This window comes from Priestia sp. YIM B13551 (genome assembly GCF_042787905.1).
Taxonomy (GTDB): Bacteria; Bacillota; Bacilli; order Bacillales; family Bacillaceae_H; genus Priestia.
Map to the genome: position 1 here is coordinate 887,678 of NZ_JBHZOX010000001.1, position 16,750 is coordinate 904,427.

A 16,750-nucleotide genomic window follows, 5' to 3' on the forward strand; every position below is an offset into this window, starting at 1 on the left:
TCACCTCTTTCCCTTAAGTCCCTGCTCTAAGCTTATTTTCACCAGCTTGGCTACCGCTTGACCTAAAGCGGTCATAGAGCCTGCATATTCATATAATGGTCCTTGCTGAGACGCTGCAACTGAGATGCTGTCCGTAGATGTTCCCGTAGCAATCGTCTTTGTAGCTGGATCTATGACCCCCAGCTGTGACAGCGTTTTTGTTTTAGCTTCTGTGGCCGCAATAAAAAGCTGTAAAAACGCAGCATCCGTAAGCGTACCTTCCACGAAAAAAAACATATTAATTGTACCGGGAGAGGAATAGAACGGGACAGCTTCGTCAGCTGTAATATCTACTGCGTTTCCTACTCCAGCCGTTATCACGGAAGCTACTCTTACTCCGTAGCCTTCATAACAGTAAACCGCTCTTTCTTTTAACCAAACGGCTGTCATCAACCCTACGATTTGCTCATGGCGTACATTTTCTTTCATCAAATATTGCTCATACTCCATAGAAGGAGTATCTGAATAATAGTCTTTGTGAACAAATCGATTGTAAAAGGTGTCCGTTTCCGTAATACCTGTTCCTAAAACCCCTGAGCTGTATGTTTTATAAGAAGTCTCGGTTTTCATGATTAAAAGCTCAGGCCGTTCTTCAATTTTAAGATGTGAAAAGGGACCAATCCCCTTTTCAATTCGAACTGGAATATGGTCCCTCTTCTTATTTATTGTACACCTCAGGGTATACTGCTTTTGCTAAGTCCTCTAAGCCATCTACAATACGAGGTCCTAAGCGGTTGATTTTGTTTTGATCAACCTTCTCGATGTTACCCTCTTTTACAGCAGTCATGCTGCTCCAAGCGGGACGCTTCATAATCTCATTTTTGTCTGCATCATACGTTGCGATAATAACGTCAGGGTTTAACTTAACAACTTGCTCTTCAGAAAACTTAACCCAACCCTTTTCACTACCCGCTACGTTATCAGCACCGATCATAGTAAGCATTTCGTTCATGAACGTACCTTTTCCTGTTGTATAAATCTCAGGAGCTCCTGATACCTCTATCCATACTTTTTTACGATCTTCTTTTGAAATCGTTTTTGCTTTTTTCTCAATTGAAGCTACTTTTTCTTTCATGTCTTTAATTGTTTGATTAGCTTCTTTTGTTTTACCTGTTAATTTACCGATTTGCGTAATAGAATCATAAACCGTATCAAACGTTGTTGAATCTTTTACAACAAATACCGGAATACCCGCACTTTCAATTTGTTTAAATACTTCATCCGAAACGCCCATACTTGAAGCGTGTGCCAGCACTAAATCAGGATTTAAAGCAATAACTTTTTCTGCATTAACGTTCATATCTCCTACCTGCGCTTTTTTCTTTACGCTTTTAGGATAATCATCGTTGCTTGTAACACCGACTAATTCTTTTTCAAGGCCAAGGGCATATACAATCTCCGTATTACTTGGCATTAATGAAACAATTTTCTTAGGCTGTTTTTTCAACGTAATTTCTTTATCACGCGCGTCTTTTACCTTTACTGGAAATGCAGCTTGTGACGTTTGTGCCGTATCTTGCTTCGTTTTTTTATCACTGTTGCTTTGGCTGCCTGCACCGCATGCAGCAAGTACGATGACTAACAGTGCAATAATGGAATACGAAAGCCATTTTTTCATCTAAATACTCCCCCTATATATTGTTCATTGTGAATACGAAACCTCCACGTTAAAGAAAAAGCAAATGATCATGCAAAAAGCAGCGCTATCCCGTTTTTCCGCTTTGACTATGTATACTGCTCGCCGGCAGCTTCAAAATAAAAAAGCTTTACTTTCAATTGAAAGCAAAGCAGGTAACGTCAAGATAAGCAGGAAAAGAATCCGTTCACTATACTTGATATGTATGTTCATTACCCTGCTTCACCCTTCCTCGAAGGTTTCACAGCTAACAATAAGGCAGGTCTCCTGACTTACGCACAAAGCGCTTACAGTGGCGGGACCGCGCTGGTTTTTCACCAGACTTCCCTTTTCACTCAATCTTTAAATTGAGACCTTATTGCTTTACGATTATTCACTTGTCCTAGTATACCCCACTCATGGAAAAATGGAAATAGCCATTCTCACAAAAAAAGCTGCGAGAATGCTCTCGCAGCTTAAGGAATTAAAGAGTTGCTAAAAATTCACGGACCGCTTCAGGCGTTTTAGCATTTGCACTGTGCAAGTGTGCAATTTTTTCACCGTTTTTATATACAAGAAGAGAAGGAATACCCATTACATTGTTTTCAGCAGAAAGTTCTTCAAACTCATCCTTGTCAATTTTAAACCATGCTTTATCTGTATTTTCGTCAACGATTTCATCAATGAACATATCCAAACGTTTGCAATCAGGACACCACGTTGTCGTAAAAATCCCAACGCTTAGTGTTTCGTTCTTAATTTGTTCGCGAAATTGTTTTTCTTCCGTAAATTGTTTCATTGTGTTACCTCCAGCATCTATTCGTTCCTTCTCACTATTCTATGGTAAGAAGTCTGACTTCATTATAAACGATTTTTTTATCGTTGTGCTAATGTTTCAGCTTATTTAGACCATAACGGTTTTAGACGTAAAAAAATGCTAGCTTAAAAAAGCTAACATTTCGAAATCGTAGAATGTTGTGTCTATTATCAGCTAAACCATTTAGGCGGCATGTTTCGGTTCCAATAAATTTTCCCTAAATCATAATGCTTTTGAAAATTATCTGCAGCCGCATGATAGTGAAAATTAAACCAGTATCCATCTTTTGGAGGATTTTCACGCCGTACGTGAAACCGTATTAAGTCCTGACCGGTCTCCCGGTCATATACATGGAAAATCTTTTCACCATAGCCAGCAGCAGGATGCTCGCTTATCTCGAGATTCTGAATTGACTGTTCACGTTCAGTGCCAATGTCGGTCAGCACTTCTTCAATTTTAGGTAACACTGCTTGACGAAATTCATCTTCAATGACAGGCCCAATTTTTGTTCCGAATTTTTCCACTGACTGTTTTTCAGCTGATTCCATTGCATACGTAACAAATGATGAAACGTCTTCATATTTTGGTTCTTCATATGGCAAATGAATATCTTCTATAACAGCTGTGACAGGAGTTGTTTCTCTTACATACCCTGCTTTATGTTGCTTGTCCGCTTTTGCATCATCAACGTATAAATATTCTGGTGGAGTGACAAGCCCAAATGTAAATACTGTAATAAATACAACTAGCATTCTTTTTATCCATCTAGGCATTCGTATCTTTCCTTTCTCATCTTTTCCCATATGGTCTTTTCATATCGTAAAATTCATTGTTATAACTCACTAGGTATTGTAACATACTTATTAATTTTTTACCTATATTTGCTTATTCATTTATGCTGCCTACGGGCATTCGAAGACTTTTTAGTTAGCACCTTCCTTCTTCTGTTTGAGGTTGTCACACCGAGCGGAAACCTATACAAGATATTCCTTTTTTGCTGGATGCTTAAACACAAAAGTATTTTTATGTTCAAAAATATATCATACTTTTATGAACTTTAGATGAAATTCATAAAAAAAACTTCCAAAACTTTTTAATTCCTAAAAGGTTTTGGAAGTCTTTTCAATGATCGGAATCCATTTTACTTTTTTGTTTATTATTGTATATCAATTGTCCCGTAATGAAATTTTGATGTTTTTCGTTTTTGTACGGTAAATCCATGTTCTTCAAAACGACTGCTTTTCCAATGATCTTTTAGCACGATCTTTTGTTTGGCTACTCTTTTTGCTTCTTGTATAGCCATTGGCGTCAGCGTAGTATACAGTGCTATTGCTTTAATACCGTTAATTCCATTCGATTCATCAATTTGCTCTTGAAACATAGGATCAAAGTAGACAACATCAAAAGAATTATCTTCACAACACGCCAAAAACGATTCAAAATTTTGATGAACCACGTTTATACGCTTCATTGCATCGTTCAACTCTTGTACGTCACTTTCCCAATTTAAAAGTCCTTGTTTGACTAAATAAGCTACATAGCGGTTGCCTTCTAGTCCGACAACTTTCCCGCTTTTCCCTACCGCTGCGCTCGCCATCATACTATCCGATGCAAGACCAAGTGTACAGTCAAGCACGCTCATTCCTTTTTCTAAACCAGCAGCTTCAATAAACGGATCACGTTCTCCGCGCAGCCATCTCTTCACTCTAAACATAGCGGAATTTGGATGAAAAAAAATAGGTTCCTCTTCGTTTTGAACGTGCAACTCTACTCTATTCTTACCGACAACCAGCACGTCTGCAGCTTGAAGATTCTGAAGATCTGCAACGGATTTCTTCTCTCTTACTACAAAAGGTATACTTAAATCAGCGGCTACTTGTTTGGCTTTTACAATCATCTGTTCATTTGTTCGACCAGCAGTCGTAACAATCACTTTCATAACTCCCCCTACACTGTTTGGCTATTTACATAAAGAAAAAGGATGCCGATAGACATCCTTTTTCTTATAAAGTATATGCGATTTTTCTCTAAAAATCTATATACTAGATGTGACAAAAGCAGGACATTTTATGAACAGTGCTGCTTAAAGCCATTTAAAATGTTTTCAAAAATAACTTCTAACGGCTGACCTTCAATTTCATGTCGAGGAATAAAATGAACGACTTCTTTTCCTTTTAAAAGCGCCATAGACGGTGATGAAGGCTCAATGTCCCCAAAATATTCACGCATTTTAGCTGTTGCTTCCTTATCTTGACCGGCAAAAACAGTTACCACTTGATCTGGTTTTTGCTCAGACTGTAAGTACGCTTGCGTTGCTGCAGGACGTGCTAAACCAGCAGCGCATCCACAAACTGAATTAACGACAACAAAAGTTGTTCCTGCTACGTTTTCCATAAAATCAACTACGGCTTCCTCTGTTGTTAATTCTTCATAACCAGCTTGAGTTAATTCTTGACGCATTGGTTTAACTAACTGACGCATATATTCTTCATATGCCATTGACATATTAACATTCCTCCTAACAATCATTCACGCTAAAAGCATACTATAAAAACCAGGAAAAATCTAGCTACTCACTCTTCAAATCCTTATCGTTGTCCCATTCTCATTTTTCATTTGACAAAAAAGATTAAAACCGGGTCATATCATCTAATTTTTTTCCATAAAAATGTCGATTTTTACTATTAATATTCCATTTTTTGTACTATAGTAGTAAATAGTAGTTTAGTAGAAAGGATTTTCAAATTGAACCAACGATTTAAGCCAAACAAACGATTTTATGCATTTTTGTCTTTAGTGTTAGTGATCGTCGCTTCTTTGTTTTTTATTACAGAAGCCAAAGGAAGTGAACCCGCTGCATCTCAGCAAGTCTTAGCATCTACTGCTTTGCCGCTGAAAGAAGCTGCATCTTCAGCACAGCCTGAGAAGCTGCTTAATACACTTCACCGTAATATGTATGTAGCGAATACGTTAAACGATCAAAATCAAGCTCTTACACAGCCTGTCTACCTTACGTTTGACGATGGCCCAACACCTGATACCCTTCATATTTTAGATGCTTTGCGTCAATATAACGTAAAAGCAACTTTCTTTATGTTAAAGTATCAAATTGACGCTCACCCTGAAATTGCTAAAAAAGTAGCACAGGAAGGACATGCCATCGGCTGTCACGGCGTTTCTCATGATATTCATGTCATGTATAGTGAAGACGGCGCCGCGTTAAAAGAAATGCAGGAGTGTCAAGCGACAGTTAAGAAAGTAACCGGTGTTGACAGTAAGTTAATCCGCGTTCCTTACGGCAGCGTTCCTTATTTAAAAGAGCCCCACCGTACAGAGTTGCTAAGCCACTTTAAATTATGGGACTGGAATGTAGACAGCGAAGACTGGGCACTTCGTTCTGCACCTAGAATTATTCAGGGCCTTGAACCTCATATTCAAGGGGTTAACTCCAATGGAAGAACACCAGTCATTTTATTTCATGATAAATCCTTTACGGCACAATCCCTTCCTGCTATTTTGACTTACTTAAAGCAGTCGGGCTATCAGCCTATTAAAATTGATAACACTATGCAGCCTATGCAGTTTCCAACTCCCGCTGCAAAACAGTCGTAAAAAAAGATCATTCAAGTGAATGATCTTTTTTTATGCTTTTCTGCTTTCCGTCATTTGTTTCCAAACAGAACCTTTTGCTTCTTCTCCGCCTTCGATACGTTCAATTGCTAGCTTGATTTGTAAATCTACCTCAAATTCTTTATCATTCTCTGCTGCTTTTAATGCAGGAAGAGCCGTCTCGTCCCCTACCTCGTATAAATACATAGCTGCACGCCAGCGAACAAGCTTGTTTTTATCACCAAGAGCTTCACACATTGCCGGAATACCTTCTTCAAAACCTAAATCTGACATGCAGTCTCCAGCAGTACGGCGCACAGTGACTGATTTATCTTTTAATGCTTTGTATAAATAAGGCAGTACCGCTTTTGATTCAATCATTCCTAAGTAGACCGTAGCTAAGCGGCGAATAGATGCTTTTTCATCATCAAGCGCTTTATTTAAAACGTCTAAATCAGCTTCTGTTGGATCCATTTGTTCTAAATGGGCATAGCGCACTGACCAATCGTTGTCTTCTAGCATTTCTTCTGTAACTTTATAGGTTTTACGCGACTGTACAACTTTTCCGCCTTCTTTTTCTTCTTGTGCATTAGACACAAGGCGAGTTAATCTTTCTTGCGGATATGCTGCTGCTAACTCTTCCACTACTTCGTCTCCGATAGCCGATAACTCTCCATAACGAACGCCTTGTTCTTTCCATTTCCGTTCTAATACCACATTATCTGAAAAACGTTGAAGTTCTGCTACCGCTTTTGCAAATCGCTCGGGCAGACCAAAGCGCTTTTCTTCATTTCCGTCCGTTAGCTTGACTTGCATCGGTACATTTTTGAACATTTGAACTGACACATTGACCTCACCAAAATGCTCAATCATTTTGTGCTGTTCACTGTTGCTTTGCAAATCTTCACCAAACGCTGCACGAACTTGCGGCAAAATTTGCTTCCAGTCATATTTGGCATTTCGCTCTACTGCCAAGAAGTCCGCTACGTGGTAGACTCCTTTTACCCCTTCTACTTTCAAAATGTCTTGAACAACTTCAGGGGCTGCTTCAGCATTTTTTTCCGTATAGTTATTGCTTTTTCCGCCTGATAGCACTTCGTCTAAATTAATTTTCATTGTATTCGGACTTGGCGTTGGCTCAATTGATTTAATGTTCATGTCGTATCGTACTCCTCTCATTAAAATTGTAGCATGTGGCTTATACTCAGTCTAACGACTTGTTTACGCGTTTTCAATTTCTTCAATCAGCTCTGAAAGCTCTGCCCAGCGATCAAGCAGTGCACTTAATTCTTCATTTGCTTTTTCTTGTTCTAACGATAGGTTATGCGCTTTTGTATAATCGCTGCCCACCTGTTCAATTTCACTTGTTAAGCGTTCAATTTCTTCTTCTTTTGCTGCAATATTATCTTCGATTTCTTCCCATTCTTTTTGTTCTTTATACGTTAAACGACGCTTTTTCGTTTTCTCCGGCTGTTTTGGCTTTTCTTCTTTCACTTTAGCCTGCTGAACCATTGCCTGCTTCTTCATCGCTTCTTCCAATTGATCTGTATAAGCTCCAAAATAAATCGAAATGTTTCCTTCTCCTTCAAAAACTAGTAAGTAATCTGCTACTTTATCTAAGAAATAGCGATCATGCGATACGGTGATAACAACACCTGGAAATTCTTCGAGATAGTCTTCAAGCACCGTTAGCGTTTGAGTATCCAAATCATTAGTCGGCTCATCTAGAAGCAATACATTCGGCGATGTCATTAATAATTTCAACAAGTATAAACGACGGCGCTCTCCTCCGGACAACTTTTGAATCGGTGTTCCGTGCGTATGTGAAGGAAATAGAAATCTCTCAAGCATTTGCGAGGCAGAAATCATTTTCCCATCCGTCGTATGCACAACTTCTGCCGATTCTTTAATATAATCAAGCATGCGTTGATTCAAGTCCATATCATCGCTTTCTTGGGTATAGTAAGCAACTTTAACCGTTTGTCCTCTGTCAATTTCACCGCTGTCCGGCTCAATGCGTCCTGCAATCATATTCAAAAGAGTAGACTTTCCGCTTCCATTTTTTCCTACAATTCCAATTCGATCTTGTTTTTTCACGATGTGCGTAAAGTCTGAAAGAATGATTTTATTTTCATACGTCTTAGACACATCTTTTAATTCAAACACTTTTTTCCCAAGGCGACTGCCTGCTAAACTTAAATCCAGTGATTCTTTTTCAGAGGAATCGATTTTCCCTTCTAATTCATCAAATCGCTGAATACGCGCTTTTTGCTTAGTCGTACGCGCTTTTGCTCCTCTGCGAATCCAAGCCAATTCATTGCGGTATAAGTTGCTTAATTTTGCTTGAGTTGCTTTTTCCTGCTCTTCTCGAATCGCTTTTCCTTCTAGAAAAGCAGCATAGTTTCCTTTATAGCTATATAAATTTCCACCGTCTAATTCAAAAATTCGGTTTGTAACAGCATCCAAGAAATAGCGATCATGAGTAACAAGCAGCACGGCTCCTTGATATTTGGATAAATATTCTTCGAGCCATTTAACGGTCTCATAATCTAAGTGGTTAGTCGGCTCATCTAAGATCAGTAAATCAGGTGTTTGAATTAGACTTTGCGCAATGGAGACGCGCTTTTTCTGTCCACCTGAAAGCTCACCGATTTTTGCACTCATATTTGAAATTCCAAGCTTCGTTAAAATCGACTGTGCGTTAGAATTGGCTTCCCACGCGTTCATCGCATCCATTTTCTGCTGCAAATCATACAATGTTTGCTGATTTTTTTCGTTTGCAGAGTCTTGCTCTAACGCATACAGAGCTAGCTCATAGTTTTTTAATAAGTTAAGAAGAGGCGTATCTCCGCTGAAAACTTGCTCCAAAACCGTTAAGTCTTCATCAAAATCCGGATGCTGCGGTAAATATGTCACGCTGTAGTCTTTAGCATGAACAATATCTCCTTCGTCCCCGAGCTCTAAACCTGCGATAATTTTAAGAAGCGTTGATTTCCCTGTTCCGTTTACACCGATTAAGCCGATTCGCTCATTTTCCGTAATGGTAAATGTTAGTTGATGAAACAGCTCTTTTTCTCCATACGTTTTTGTTAAGTTTTCAACAGTCAGCATTTTCATAATGATAATTCCACTCTTTCTTAAATTGAACTAAAAATTCTTTCATATATGTATGTCGCTCTTGCGCTAGAGACCGTGCTGTTTGAGTATTCATTAACGCAGTGAGCTTTAATAACTTTTCATAAAAATGTGCAATAGCCGTTGATTTCCCGTGTCTGTATTCTTCTTCCGTCATCTCACTTCGTACAGCAATGTTTTCATCATACAAAACCGTGCCTTTAGCACCTGCGTACATAAACGTACGTGCGATACCAATTGCACCGATCGCATCTAAACGATCTGCATCTTGAACAATTTGACCTTCAAGCGTAGCCATAGCCGGACGGTTTCCGCCTTTAAATGACATCGTTTGTAAAATGTGAACGATATGCTTGCAGTTCTCTTCTTCTACCTGCTGACTCTTCAGCCACTCCCGCACTTCTTCGTACGCCTTTTCAACATCTTCCACTAGCTTATCATCTACAACATCGTGTAAAAGCGCAGCTAGTTCGATAACTTCCCGATTGCCGCCTTCTTTTTTATATAAAAGCACTGCATTTCGACGCACGCGATCGATATGCTGCCAGTCATGACCCGTTGTGTCATGCGCAAGCTTTGCTTGAACCCACTTTTCCGTTTCCACTATTTTATTCATTTGCTCACCTCAATTATATCCACCATTATTTTAGCACAAAGTAAGGCGCTCGTCTCACTGACAGCGGATCACCGTTTGAAAATCCTCGCTGAAAAATAAAAAACAGATGGAGATCCACCTGCTTTTACAGCAATTCTTTTATATCCTTTTGAATATCTTTTGGTGCAGTTTGAGGTGCGTATCGCTTCACGACTTCACCTTGACGATTCACTAAAAACTTTGTGAAATTCCACTTTATCCCTTTGGAACCTAGTAGACCCGGTGCTTGTTCTGTTAAGTATGTAAATAACGGGTGTGCATGCTCCCCTTTTACATCTACTTTTGCAAACATTGGAAACGAAACGCCATAGTTTAACTCGCAAAATTGTTCAATATCATTTGAACTTCCTGGCTCTTGACCACCGAACTGATTGCAAGGAAAACCTAGAACCGTTAGGCCGTTTTCTTTTTCTTCTTCGTACAGCGCCTGCAAATCTTTATATTGAGGGGTGAAGCCGCATTTGCTAGCTGTATTCACAATCAACAGCACGTCACCTTGATAGTTAGATAGCGATACGTCTTCGTCTTTAATTGTTTTTGCCGAGTATTCATACACGCTCATCAAAACGCCTCCTTTTCCCTATTGTAATTCACTTTATTTCGGAAGTACAACTGAAACGCTCTTATGATTTGTCGTAAAGAACCTTTAGCTGATCAGTCGTTTGCAGCATGTAATCAATCATCTCGATTAAATCTCCTACTTGGTCTTCGTAAATAAATCGGTTAAAGGTTACCTCAATATTGTTTTCGTATTCGCTTCCTCCGACTTCATGAGTAATACGCTGCTTAACAACTCTTGTTGTTCCCCAGATCCTCTCACACATTTCCTGTATGTTTTGAAACTCAGCTTCTTCAAACGGTTTTTGTTTTTTCAGCTGAAAATGAATATAAACTGTACACCCTGGTTTTTCTACACGGGAAGGCGTTAATTCGGCATGAATGTTGTCTAGGTCGGTTGATAAAGTTAGCGACGCGGTACAGCAAAAATGCTGTTGAAAAGAAATGCGGTACGTTCGAGTAAACTGAGCTAAGTCTACAAAATCTTCGCGATTCGTAACAGATACTTGCCCAGATAAGTCAAGATCATAGATCTCTCCTTCTACAACAACTTTTAAATTATCAAATACAATCGGATCAAACATTTCAACTACTTCCTTTTTTATAAAATACGAACAGTCAGCTCTTCTTCTTTCTTGCCAAATTAATTCATAACATACCTGTTATTTTATTTTATATTACAAGAAAGAGATTGAGACACAACTAAGTCCACCCAATCTACATCTAGAAGCCACTACACCCATGAAACTTATTTTTACCATAACTATGAAAAAATCCGAACGAGTTTGATTCTTCATCAAGAATCTTGCTTCATCGTTCGGATTTTCCTTCAACTAAAATACTCTTACCCTAGCCTCTTCTCTTAAAAAATCCCTAGTGCATGTCCATTCTCGTCAATATCCATATTGAGCGCAGCAGGTTTTTTTGGAAGTCCAGGCATTGTCATAATTGAACCTGTTAGCGCCACGAGAAACCCAGCTCCGAGTGAAGGACGGAATTCCCTTACCGTAATCTTAAAATCAGTTGGTCGCCCAAGCTTCGTCTGATCATCACTTAACGAATACTGCGTTTTGGCCATACAGATCGGCAGATGATCCCAACCGTTTGCTTCAAATTGCTGTATTTGCTTTAACGCTTTTGGAGCAAAATCTACGCCTTTTGCTCCGTATACGGTTTTAGCAATAGCTTCTACTTTTTCTGGAATCGAAGCTGACACATCGTAAAGAGGAGAAAATTGACTTTCTGTCTCGTTCATGACTTCAAGAAGTTTTTCAGCAAGCATGACGCCGCCTTCTCCGCCTTTTTCCCAAACTTCTGTTAAAGCAACGGGAACATTCTTTGAAGTACACCAATTCATAAGCGCTTCTACTTCGCCTTTTGAATCCGTTACAAAACGGTTCACGGCTACAACATAAGGAACGCCGAATGCTTGAATCGTTTCAATATGCTTTTCAAGGTTTTCAATTCCCGCTTCTAATGCCTCAATGTTTTCTTCATTTAACCGCTCTTTAGGAACGCCTCCATGCATTTTCAGAGCGCGAATTGTCGCAACGATTACCACCGTTTCTGGTTTAATATCTGCCATACGAGCTTTAATATTCAGGAATTTTTCTGCGCCTAAATCTGCCCCAAATCCCGCTTCTGTTACTACATAGTCGCCTAGTTTTGCAGCCATTTTTGTTGCAATGACGCTATTGCAGCCGTGGGCAATATTAGCAAAAGGACCTCCGTGAATGAGAGCTGGAGTATGTTCCAACGTCTGTACAAGGTTTGGTTTAATCGCGTCTTTTAAAAGAAGAGTAAGCGCTCCTTGTGCACCTAAGTCTGCAACCGTTACAGGCTCATTATCCATGTTGTAAGCTACCACAATAGACGCTAAGCGACGTTTTAAGTCTTGTAAATCTGACGCTAAGCAGAAAATAGCCATAATTTCTGATGCCACCGTAATATCAAATCCATCTTCTCGAGGAACACCTTGCATCGGACCACCTAATCCAATGACGACCTGACGCAACGCGCGGTCGTTTAAATCTACCACTCGTTTCCACGTGATTTTACGTGTATCAATACGCAATTCATTTCCTTGATGCATATGGTTATCTAAAATAGCTGCCAGCGCGTTGTTAGCTGTTGTGATGGCATGCAGGTCTCCAGTAAAGTGTAAGTTAATATCCTCCATTGGAAGCACTTGAGCATAACCGCCGCCAGCGGCACCTCCTTTAATTCCCATTACCGGACCAAGAGATGGTTCACGCATGGCGACAATCGCTTTTTTACCTAATCTATGTAATGCCTGAGCTAAGCCAACCGTCACTGTCGACTTCCCTTCTCCTGCTGGAGTTGGATTAATAGCTGTAACTAAAATCACTTTTCCATCTTGTTTTGTGTGTAAACGTTCCATAACGGACAAAGAAAGCTTGGCTTTATAATGTCCGTACGGCTCTAGCTCGGCCTCTAAAATATCTAGCTGCTCGGCAATCTCTTTAATCGGTTTAATCGTTGCCTCTTGTGCAATTTGCAAATCACTTTTTATTTGCTTCTTAGTTGTCATATAAAAACCCCTTTTCTGCTGAGAATTCTTTTTACACACTTCATCAAAAAAGGATAAAATCCATTTTCTGGGGGAGATATGAAGTTTAATGAATACAGGAACGACTGTGCTATAAATTTTACTGAGTTTCAGTCAAGCTAAAAAAGCATAGCAACGCTCCAGTTTAACCTTATTGTACCATTTCATTTTAGCCATTACGCATATTAATGCTCTTTTTTTTTCAAAATTCAATTGCTTAATATTCTGTATATTCCTATAATAGTATATTGTACATAAATGTTGAACCTCATCTTCACGTGAGAAAGAACATTTATACGCGTCATTACTTCGAAATCGAATAGGAGGAATTTTATTGCCTATTAATATTCCACGTGATCTTCCGGCAAAAGAAATTTTAGAAAAAGAGAGAATTTTCATCATGGACGACGTGCGCGCGGTTAACCAAGAAATTCGCCCGCTTAATATTGTTATCCTAAACTTAATGCCGGAAAAAGAAAAAGCTGAAACGCAATTATTACGTTTACTCGGGAACTCACCGCTGCAAGTGCATATTACACTTCTTTACACAGCAAGTCATAAAGCAAAAACAACGAGTAAAAATCACCTAGATCAGTTTTATAAAACGTTTGAACAAATTAAAGAACGAAAATATGACGGAATGATTATTACAGGAGCACCTGTAGAACATATACCATTTGAAGAAGTAAACTACTGGAAAGAACTTCAAGAAATTATGGATTGGTGTAAAACAAATGTGACTTCTACCCTTCATATCTGTTGGGGAGCTCAAGCCGGACTTTATCATCACTTTGGCATTGACAAGCGACCTCTTTCTGATAAATGCACGGGTGTATTTACACATGTTGTATCGAGTGAAGAACCGATTAAGCTGCTGCGAGGATTTGATGATGTCTTTTATTCTCCTCATTCTCGTCACACCGACGTCGACATGAATGAAGTAAAAAACCATCCTGACCTTGAGCTTCTTTCCTACTCTGAAGAAGCTGGTGTTTATATGGCTATGTCTAAAGACGAAAAGTTTGTTTTCGTTACAGGTCATCCAGAGTACGACGTTCAAACACTGCAGGAAGAATTTCTTCGAGATACAGAAAAAGGGCTAGAACCAAAGCTTCCGGAACACTATTTCCCAAACAATGATCCTGACAAAAACCCTTTAAAAACATGGCGTTCCCATGCCAACCTGCTGTTTATGAATTGGTTGAACTATTATGTTTACCAAGAGACTCCATATCTGTGGGAATGAAAGAACCGATCTGTCCCAGTGTTCAATTAAATTACGCATGCTCTTTTTTATGTTAAAACTGCAGCAAATGAGAAATAAAATAGAAAACCTGCTGCTCGTTTAGAGAAGCAGGTTTTCTATTACTAATTCTTCTTTATTCCGCAATTAAAGCTTTCTTTCAGAAATTCAGCATCAACAACACTGCTTTTGAAATCCAACATTCACATACTATTGCTCATTCCCCCTTTTCATCTTCATTTAGTTTTGTTTCATCCATTTCCTTTTTTTGTTCTTCTATCATTGTGTCCAGCCATTGGGGCGGCTTACCGTCTTGGCTTTCATTGTATACTTCTGATATATCTTTTTCTTCCAAAGAGGATAAGATGTCCTGAATGTCATTTTGGTTGCCTAAAATATTGCCAAATCCTTGACTCACTTTTTTATGACTTCTGAAGTTTGTCGGAAAGTTATTGCCAAAATTCACAGCTGAAGCATCTTCAATTGTGCCAATGTGGATGTCACCTATGCTAAAAGCTGATTCTAGAGCTTGATCAGGCTCCCCCATTTCTTCCGTATGGGTTAGTGTATAAGGGACACTTCTTTCATTAATTTTAACTGATATTTCAGAAGGACCCTTTTCTTTATTATTCTGACTACCCGATTTTCGACTGACATCAGATTCATTTGTTGTTTTTTTACCTTTCTTTCCCGGCGCTTGATATTGATTCGTTTGCGAAGGAAAAGTATTACCAATATTCAAAGTTCCACTAAGTTCCTTTACATCAATGTGCTCTAAATAATAAGACAGTTCGTCCAAGTTTAGTGTTTGAACGTTCTTTATATCTAAATGAAAAGAATGGACCGTTTTTTTTGAAAGTTCATTCATGTTTTTTTCTAAATCTTTAAGCCTTTTTTCAATGTTTTGGAGTATATTCAGCACCTTTTCATCCATAGAGTTTGACCCCTTATTTGATTTAACACTTTTAGCCCATCTACAACATATAATAGTGTATTAGATGACTTCTATTAATGTCTCATATGTATCGGGAGGAATTATGAAAATACATCTTCGTTCTCCTCAGATCGTTTTTGATGATCTCACCGTAAATGCGGTTAAAAACAACGCAGGAGTTTTTATAGGGAAGAATGTGCAACAAAATTGGGAAACTACGATCAGCAGCAGTAATTCAGGTTTCGGCACAATTTTGGGAGATGATAATCAACTATCCTATAACACACATCTTGTTCTTGGTGAAGATGATGTAAATGATTCTTTTGAACAGGTCAGAAAGGAGGATTGACTCTACGTTTTTATTCATCATTCTTTTTAGGGATTTTCGCAATGGTGGTATTATTTAAAATTTTATTAGAATTACCAACTACTTTTCCGAAACCATCAGAAATTCGACTTTTATGATTCCACTTATATTGAATATTAACGCCGTAAAATAGGCCTGAACTATTTTGAATTTTGTTTACTTTAATCGAATGATAGTGAATATTAGCCATAGACAACACCTCACAGACAGAAGTTTGCTTCATCTGATTCAATATAAAACTGAAAATACATTATCTTATGTTTAAATTCTTATCTATTTACCTCAAATTGAATGTCTCTTTAACCATTTGAGCTTTTACGTCTTTTCTATGATACTTACTCCGTTTACGATAAAAGTATTCCTGTCATTACCTTTTAGTCTATGTTAATAGCTGCGATTACACCCTAAAATAAGCTAGCAAAAAACCATCTGTATAAAAGATGGTTTAACTCTATTACTAATCTATTCTCGCCACTCTAACAGAATAATTAATAGAGTGCTTAAACGGGTATTTGCGGAACCCGTTTTTCCTCATTTAACTTTGTGTAACAGGGGCGTTGTTGACATCTATATTTTCAGAAAAATAGGAATCAACGACGTCATTATCGTTAATGATATTTACAATTTGAGAGGCAAAGTTGTTATAGCCGATTATTTCACCAAACCCCGTATTACTTTTCCAATTTACTTGCCAATCTGATTGAGTATTTTCCCCTGTGAAAATACCAGAATTAGTAGAAATATACGTAACATTAAGATTAGTAAATTTTATAATCAACTTTTTCAACTTCTTTCGTCTTCTGTTTTCCTAGAACTGAGAAACTGGTTGAGGATTAATATTTTCCGGCTGGGTAATTGGCGTGTCACAAACATCCTGATCATTAATGATATTCGTACTGCCCAATATAGCTGAATTTACAGCAAATCCGTTTCCTAAGTTAAATTTACCTTGGGAATTCCAATCTGGCTGGCTATTTTGTCCCGAAGCAATTACTGAATTGGAAACCATGCTCACCACATTTATTTGGTTAAAAATGACGGAAACAGGCATTAGTCCATTCCTCCGTTTTTTTAAAATTTTAATGTAGTATATGCGTTCTTTTAAAGGATGGTTCAATCGATTTTCTGCAGTTACAAATGTTAGTCATTTCTACAGCCACTAATTTTAAATGTTCTTCTCATAAGCCGTTTTGCACTACCCCTAATTAG

General features: G+C 38.4%; 19 protein-coding genes and 1 riboswitch. Of the genes, 3 read left to right on the top strand and 16 right to left on the bottom strand.

Annotated elements, in window-relative coordinates; translation table 11 throughout:
- The 6 genes from ACFX4N_RS04610 to ACFX4N_RS04635 all read right to left on the bottom strand — a co-directional run bounded on the left by ACFX4N_RS04610 (nucleotide 1) and on the right by ACFX4N_RS04635 (nucleotide 4,976).
- On the bottom strand, nucleotides 1-609 hold the full coding sequence (locus ACFX4N_RS04610; protein WP_013056698.1) for an adenosylcobinamide amidohydrolase: 609 nt from the start codon (nucleotides 607-609) through the stop codon (nucleotides 1-3).
- Nucleotides 610-697: 88 nt separating this feature from the next.
- On the bottom strand, nucleotides 698-1,657 hold the full coding sequence (locus tag ACFX4N_RS04615) for an ABC transporter substrate-binding protein (protein WP_013056697.1): 960 nt from the start codon (nucleotides 1,655-1,657) through the stop codon (nucleotides 698-700).
- Between the two features lie 258 nt (nucleotides 1,658-1,915).
- A riboswitch (cobalamin riboswitch) is annotated at nucleotides 1,916-2,048 on the bottom strand.
- 90 nt (nucleotides 2,049-2,138) lie between these two features.
- Nucleotides 2,139-2,453 (bottom strand): thioredoxin family protein, encoded by a 315-nt coding sequence (locus tag ACFX4N_RS04620; protein ID WP_013056696.1) that lies wholly within the window; start codon nucleotides 2,451-2,453, stop codon nucleotides 2,139-2,141.
- Nucleotides 2,454-2,641: 188 nt separating this feature from the next.
- A complete protein-coding gene (locus ACFX4N_RS04625; RefSeq protein ID WP_025752035.1) occupies nucleotides 2,642-3,244 on the bottom strand; it encodes a YpjP family protein in 603 nt (200 codons plus the stop codon).
- Nucleotides 3,245-3,627: 383 nt separating this feature from the next.
- Entirely contained in the window at nucleotides 3,628-4,404 is a 777-nt protein-coding gene (locus ACFX4N_RS04630) for a class I SAM-dependent methyltransferase (RefSeq protein ID WP_041816686.1), read from the bottom strand.
- Nucleotides 4,405-4,538: 134 nt separating this feature from the next.
- The gene (locus tag ACFX4N_RS04635) at nucleotides 4,539-4,976 is read right to left on the bottom strand and encodes a BrxA/BrxB family bacilliredoxin (RefSeq protein ID WP_057273040.1); all 438 of its coding nucleotides are present in this window, start codon (nucleotides 4,974-4,976) and stop codon (nucleotides 4,539-4,541) included.
- 240 nt (nucleotides 4,977-5,216) lie between these two features.
- Between ACFX4N_RS04635 and ACFX4N_RS04640 the strand changes: the two genes are divergently transcribed.
- A complete protein-coding gene (locus ACFX4N_RS04640; RefSeq protein ID WP_192100714.1) occupies nucleotides 5,217-6,083 on the top strand; it encodes a polysaccharide deacetylase family protein in 867 nt (288 codons plus the stop codon).
- Nucleotides 6,084-6,113: 30 nt separating this feature from the next.
- On the opposite strand, the gene ACFX4N_RS04645 is transcribed toward ACFX4N_RS04640, so the two are convergent.
- The 6 genes from ACFX4N_RS04645 to ACFX4N_RS04670 form a co-directional block, all read right to left on the bottom strand.
- Nucleotides 6,114-7,238: a conserved virulence factor C family protein gene (locus ACFX4N_RS04645; RefSeq protein WP_192100713.1), complete on the bottom strand. Its 1,125-nt coding sequence runs from the start codon at nucleotides 7,236-7,238 to the stop codon at nucleotides 6,114-6,116.
- A 63-nt stretch (nucleotides 7,239-7,301) separates the two neighbouring features.
- Nucleotides 7,302-9,197, bottom strand: coding sequence for an ABC-F family ATP-binding cassette domain-containing protein (locus ACFX4N_RS04650; RefSeq protein ID WP_013056690.1), 1,896 nt, complete (start codon nucleotides 9,195-9,197; stop codon nucleotides 7,302-7,304).
- Nucleotides 9,178-9,831 (bottom strand): HD domain-containing protein, encoded by a 654-nt coding sequence (locus ACFX4N_RS04655; RefSeq protein ID WP_013056689.1) that lies wholly within the window; start codon nucleotides 9,829-9,831, stop codon nucleotides 9,178-9,180. The genes ACFX4N_RS04650 and ACFX4N_RS04655 overlap by 20 nt, the downstream gene beginning before the upstream one ends.
- 124 nt (nucleotides 9,832-9,955) lie before the next feature.
- Nucleotides 9,956-10,432, bottom strand: a complete 477-nt coding sequence (locus ACFX4N_RS04660) for a glutathione peroxidase (RefSeq protein WP_025752029.1) — start codon at nucleotides 10,430-10,432, stop codon at nucleotides 9,956-9,958.
- Nucleotides 10,433-10,493: 61 nt separating this feature from the next.
- Nucleotides 10,494-11,012, bottom strand: coding sequence for a hypothetical protein (locus ACFX4N_RS04665; RefSeq protein WP_025752028.1), 519 nt, complete (start codon nucleotides 11,010-11,012; stop codon nucleotides 10,494-10,496).
- A gap of 278 nt (nucleotides 11,013-11,290) precedes the next feature.
- On the bottom strand, nucleotides 11,291-12,979 hold the full coding sequence (locus ACFX4N_RS04670; protein ID WP_328125906.1) for a formate--tetrahydrofolate ligase: 1,689 nt from the start codon (nucleotides 12,977-12,979) through the stop codon (nucleotides 11,291-11,293).
- Nucleotides 12,980-13,331: 352 nt separating this feature from the next.
- On the opposite strand from ACFX4N_RS04670, the gene metA reads away from it, so the two are divergent.
- Nucleotides 13,332-14,243 carry a homoserine O-acetyltransferase MetA gene (gene metA, locus ACFX4N_RS04675; protein ID WP_013056685.1) on the top strand — a complete coding sequence of 304 codons (912 nt, stop codon included), beginning with the start codon at nucleotides 13,332-13,334 and terminating at the stop codon, nucleotides 14,241-14,243.
- Between the two features lie 214 nt (nucleotides 14,244-14,457).
- Here metA and ACFX4N_RS04680 read toward each other — a convergent pair whose 3' ends face one another.
- Nucleotides 14,458-15,174, bottom strand: a complete 717-nt coding sequence (locus ACFX4N_RS04680) for a hypothetical protein (RefSeq protein ID WP_057273035.1) — start codon at nucleotides 15,172-15,174, stop codon at nucleotides 14,458-14,460.
- Between the two features lie 103 nt (nucleotides 15,175-15,277).
- Here ACFX4N_RS04680 and ACFX4N_RS04685 point away from each other — a divergent pair, with 103 nt between their 5' ends.
- The gene (locus tag ACFX4N_RS04685) at nucleotides 15,278-15,523 is read left to right on the top strand and encodes a hypothetical protein (protein WP_025752024.1); all 246 of its coding nucleotides are present in this window, start codon (nucleotides 15,278-15,280) and stop codon (nucleotides 15,521-15,523) included.
- A gap of 10 nt (nucleotides 15,524-15,533) precedes the next feature.
- Here ACFX4N_RS04685 and ACFX4N_RS04690 read toward each other — a convergent pair whose 3' ends face one another.
- The 3 genes from ACFX4N_RS04690 to ACFX4N_RS04700 all read right to left on the bottom strand — a co-directional run bounded on the left by ACFX4N_RS04690 (nucleotide 15,534) and on the right by ACFX4N_RS04700 (nucleotide 16,592).
- Complete coding sequence (locus ACFX4N_RS04690; protein WP_029321332.1) at nucleotides 15,534-15,731, bottom strand: hypothetical protein; 198 nt, start codon at nucleotides 15,729-15,731, stop codon at nucleotides 15,534-15,536.
- 345 nt (nucleotides 15,732-16,076) lie between these two features.
- A complete protein-coding gene (locus tag ACFX4N_RS04695) occupies nucleotides 16,077-16,328 on the bottom strand; it encodes a hypothetical protein (RefSeq protein WP_034275938.1) in 252 nt (83 codons plus the stop codon).
- A gap of 21 nt (nucleotides 16,329-16,349) precedes the next feature.
- Nucleotides 16,350-16,592: a hypothetical protein gene (locus ACFX4N_RS04700; RefSeq protein WP_029321328.1), complete on the bottom strand. Its 243-nt coding sequence runs from the start codon at nucleotides 16,590-16,592 to the stop codon at nucleotides 16,350-16,352.
- Nucleotides 16,593-16,750 lie beyond the last annotated feature (158 nt).

Excerpts from the sequence above, each read along its gene's own strand:
- ACFX4N_RS04610 (WP_013056698.1), bottom strand. The coding sequence starts at position 609 with ATGAAAACCGAGACTTCTTATAAAACATACAGCTCAGGGGTTTTAGGA.
- ACFX4N_RS04615 (WP_013056697.1), bottom strand. The coding sequence starts at position 1,657 with ATGAAAAAATGGCTTTCGTATTCCATTATTGCACTGTTAGTCATCGTA.
- ACFX4N_RS04620 (WP_013056696.1), bottom strand. The coding sequence starts at position 2,453 with ATGAAACAATTTACGGAAGAAAAACAATTTCGCGAACAAATTAAGAAC.
- ACFX4N_RS04625 (WP_025752035.1), bottom strand. The coding sequence starts at position 3,244 with ATGCCTAGATGGATAAAAAGAATGCTAGTTGTATTTATTACAGTATTT.
- ACFX4N_RS04635 (WP_057273040.1), bottom strand. The coding sequence starts at position 4,976 with ATGTCAATGGCATATGAAGAATATATGCGTCAGTTAGTTAAACCAATG.
- ACFX4N_RS04645 (WP_192100713.1), bottom strand. The coding sequence starts at position 7,238 with ATGAACATTAAATCAATTGAGCCAACGCCAAGTCCGAATACAATGAAA.
- ACFX4N_RS04650 (WP_013056690.1), bottom strand. The coding sequence starts at position 9,197 with ATGAAAATGCTGACTGTTGAAAACTTAACAAAAACGTATGGAGAAAAA.
- ACFX4N_RS04655 (WP_013056689.1), bottom strand. The coding sequence starts at position 9,831 with ATGAATAAAATAGTGGAAACGGAAAAGTGGGTTCAAGCAAAGCTTGCG.
- ACFX4N_RS04660 (WP_025752029.1), bottom strand. The coding sequence starts at position 10,432 with ATGAGCGTGTATGAATACTCGGCAAAAACAATTAAAGACGAAGACGTA.
- ACFX4N_RS04665 (WP_025752028.1), bottom strand. The coding sequence starts at position 11,012 with ATGTTTGATCCGATTGTATTTGATAATTTAAAAGTTGTTGTAGAAGGA.
- ACFX4N_RS04670 (WP_328125906.1), bottom strand. The coding sequence starts at position 12,979 with ATGACAACTAAGAAGCAAATAAAAAGTGATTTGCAAATTGCACAAGAG.
- ACFX4N_RS04680 (WP_057273035.1), bottom strand. The coding sequence starts at position 15,174 with ATGGATGAAAAGGTGCTGAATATACTCCAAAACATTGAAAAAAGGCTT.
- ACFX4N_RS04685 (WP_025752024.1), top strand. The coding sequence starts at position 15,278 with ATGAAAATACATCTTCGTTCTCCTCAGATCGTTTTTGATGATCTCACC.
- ACFX4N_RS04690 (WP_029321332.1), bottom strand. The coding sequence starts at position 15,731 with ATGGCTAATATTCACTATCATTCGATTAAAGTAAACAAAATTCAAAAT.
- ACFX4N_RS04700 (WP_029321328.1), bottom strand. The coding sequence starts at position 16,592 with ATGCCTGTTTCCGTCATTTTTAACCAAATAAATGTGGTGAGCATGGTT.